We start from the raw sequence: 2,939 nt of genomic DNA, 5'->3' as shown, positions 1-2,939 counted from the left end.
GTGCGGTTATCGCAGATTTAGGTGTTACTTTTTAATTTTTAGGTGCACAGCTTCGGTTTAGGTTACACATTCACAATTTAAGGTGACAGATTGCTCCTGTTTAGGTGCGATGATCCCTGATTTAGGTGTCACTTTAAAGGTTTTATGTGCGCATCTCCAGTTTTAGGTGACACATTCCCAATTTTAGGTGACAGACAGCTCCTGTTTAGGTGCGGTTATCTCTGTTTTAGGTGTCACTTCAACAATTTTAACCGTTCCCATATCTCGCTATTCACACCATATCTTTTTACCGATTTTTCATTAAATTCACAATATATTTAATTCATTTTTAGAAAGTTTACAATACCTTTACATTCACTTAATAGAACGTTAAGAAATTAGCCTTATGATGGAGAGTAGATAGAAGTCTATAACTTTTGGAGGTTGTCCATGTTATTTAAAAAAGCGATTGTTTCTCTCGTTATTCCGATTGCGTTGTTAGCTGGCTGTGGAGGTAATGACTCAGGGCAGGATAGTGGCGATAAGCAGACGATCTCTATATCTGGGTCTACTTCGGTGGGACCTTTGGCAGAGAAGCTGGCGATGAAGTATGAGGAAACAGAATCGGTCAAAATAGAGGTTAACCAAATTGGGTCATCTGCTGGGATTACCAATGCAACAAATGGTGTTTCGGAAATTGGAATGAGCTCTCGTGATTTAAAGGACGAGGAAGCGGCTCAGTTAGAAGAAATTATTATTGCTTATGATGGAATTGTTATTGTGACGCATCCATCGAATAAGGTGGAGAACTTAACGATGGAACAGGTGAAGCAGATTTTCACTGGTAAGGTGAAGAACTGGAAGGAGCTTGGCGGAGAAGACTTAGAGATTGTGGTTGTTTCGCGTGAGGACGGCTCTGGTTCTCGTGATGCGTTCCAGGAAATTGTCGGCTATTCCTCTGGGGAATTGATTCGAAATGCGATTGTTGCTAGTGGGAACGGTAATATCAAGACAACAGTGGCAACAAATAAGCACGCAGTTGGCTTTATTTCCTTCGAATATATCGATGAAACGATCTACCCGATGAAGATTAATGGCGTAGAGCCGACCGCACAAAACGTGCTGGACGAAAAGTACGGTCTTTCAAGACCATTCTTATTCGTTTATAAGGAAGGCGAGTTAACAGCTGCTGGGCAGCAATTTATCGATTATATTTTAAATCCTGAAGGACAGCAAATAGTTTCGGAGGCAGGAGCTATCCCTATTCTTCAATAAAATCTGTGAAATTACATAATGGGAGGAACTTGCGTGACTACACCACCATTCGAGAAGCAAACCGTTGAAATAGAAAAAGCGAACAAACGCAAGTATTTTCTAGAAGGTTTATCTGCAAAGGTTTTCCTTGCTTGCGCCTTATTATCGGTCATCAGTTTAGCGTTAATAGTAGGTTTTGTATTTTATAAAGGATCCTATCCGTTTATAGCAGAGGGCTATAGCTTTATAGATTTTATTTTCGGCTCGGACTGGGTTCCAAGTGAGGATAAATTCGGTATTTTCCCAATGATCGTGGCTTCTCTATTCGCGACAATTGGTGCATTAATTATTGGAGTTCCAATTGGCTTGTTCACGGCGATTTTCTTAGCAGAGATTGCACCTAAGTGGCTAGCTAAATTAATTTCTCCAGCTATTCAGCTATTAGCTGGTATCCCTTCTGTATTGTACGGGGTATTTGGACTTGCGATTATCGTTCCTTTTTTACAGGACAACTTTGGACTAGCAAGAGGACAAAGCTTATTGGCAGTCATTCTTGTGTTAGCCATTATGATGCTTCCTACGATTGTTACAGTAGCAGAGACATCGATACGTGCTGTACCTAAGGCATACACAGAGGGCTCTTTAGCGCTTGGTGTATCTCATATCGGGACCATTTTCAAAGTAATTGTTCCTGCTGCAAAGTCTGGAATCATGGCAGCGATTGTCCTTGGATTAGGACGAGCTATCGGAGAGACGATGGCCGTTATTTTGGTTGCGGGGAACAGCTTGATCATTCCTACAAGTCTTACAGACAGTGTTCGACCGTTGACTACGAATATTGCTTTAGAGATGGGATATGCGTTTGGAACTCATCAGGAAATGTTATTTGCAACGGGGATTGTCTTATTCTCCTTCATTCTAATTTTAAATTTCGTACTAGCCAGAATTACAGCAAGAGGAGGCAACTAATATGAATAGGGTAAAGGATAATATATTACGTGGCCTCTTATGGTTTTCTGCTTTCATATCGGTTGCTATTCTCGTTGTCATTGTTGGCTATATTTTTTATAAAGGCTTTCGATTAATCAGCTTTGATTTTATATTCGGCGATTACTCTCCAACTGAGGGAGGCGGCATCTGGCCGATGATCGTCACCACTATTTACTCGATTCTGATTTCACTGGCTATTGCAACACCAATCGGTATTTTGGCAGCCGTTTATTTACACGAGTATGCAAAGCAAGGTCGACTAGTGAAAATCATTCGCTACGCAACTGAAAGTCTAACAGGGATTCCTTCTATTATTTATGGATTGTTTGGTGCGGTATTCTTTGTGGCTACGTTAAAGCTTGGTATGTCTATTATCGCGGCATCCCTGACATTAACGATTATCGTTTTACCAGTCATTATCCGGACGACGGAAGAGGCATTAAAGACGGTACATAACACGTATCGAGAAGGTTCTCTAGCACTCGGGACGACGAAGCTACAAACGCTCTATAAAATTATTTTGCCAAGTGCAATGCCAGGGATTTTATCCGGAATTATTCTTTCCATCGGACGTATCGTGGGAGAATCGGCAGCTATCTTCTTAACAGCAGGAACAGTTGCTGCGATGCCAGATAGTATTTTCTCTTCAGCACGAACGTTAACAGTACATTCTTACTTAGTTACTCAGGAAACGGGAAATATTGAATTGGCAGCAG

3 protein-coding genes are annotated in these 2,939 nt (G+C 41.1%); all 3 read left to right on the top strand.

Translation table 11 applies throughout. From position 1 onward, the window contains the following. Positions 1 to 429 precede the first annotated feature (429 nt). On the top strand, positions 430 to 1,254 hold the full coding sequence (locus tag AC06OU_RS18605) for a phosphate ABC transporter substrate-binding protein (protein ID WP_475857702.1): 825 nt from the start codon (positions 430 to 432) through the stop codon (positions 1,252 to 1,254). A 33-nt stretch (positions 1,255 to 1,287) separates the two neighbouring features. Beyond that, positions 1,288 to 2,202, top strand: a complete 915-nt coding sequence (pstC, locus tag AC06OU_RS18600) for a phosphate ABC transporter permease subunit PstC (protein ID WP_251552639.1) — start codon at positions 1,288 to 1,290, stop codon at positions 2,200 to 2,202. Between the two features lies 1 nt (position 2,203). Then, a partial coding sequence (pstA, locus tag AC06OU_RS18595) for a phosphate ABC transporter permease PstA (protein WP_475857701.1) occupies positions 2,204 to 2,939 on the top strand: 736 nt, incomplete at its 3' end.

It is taken from the genome of Psychrobacillus sp., assembly GCF_056205495.1.
The sequence above is the reverse complement of the archived record's forward strand: the minus strand, read 5'-3'. Positions and strand labels throughout refer to the sequence as shown.

Bases quoted from the DNA above. Each gene is read 5' to 3' on its own strand.
- AC06OU_RS18605 (WP_475857702.1), top strand. From the start codon at position 430: ATGTTATTTAAAAAAGCGATTGTTTCTCTCGTTATTCCGATTGCGTTG.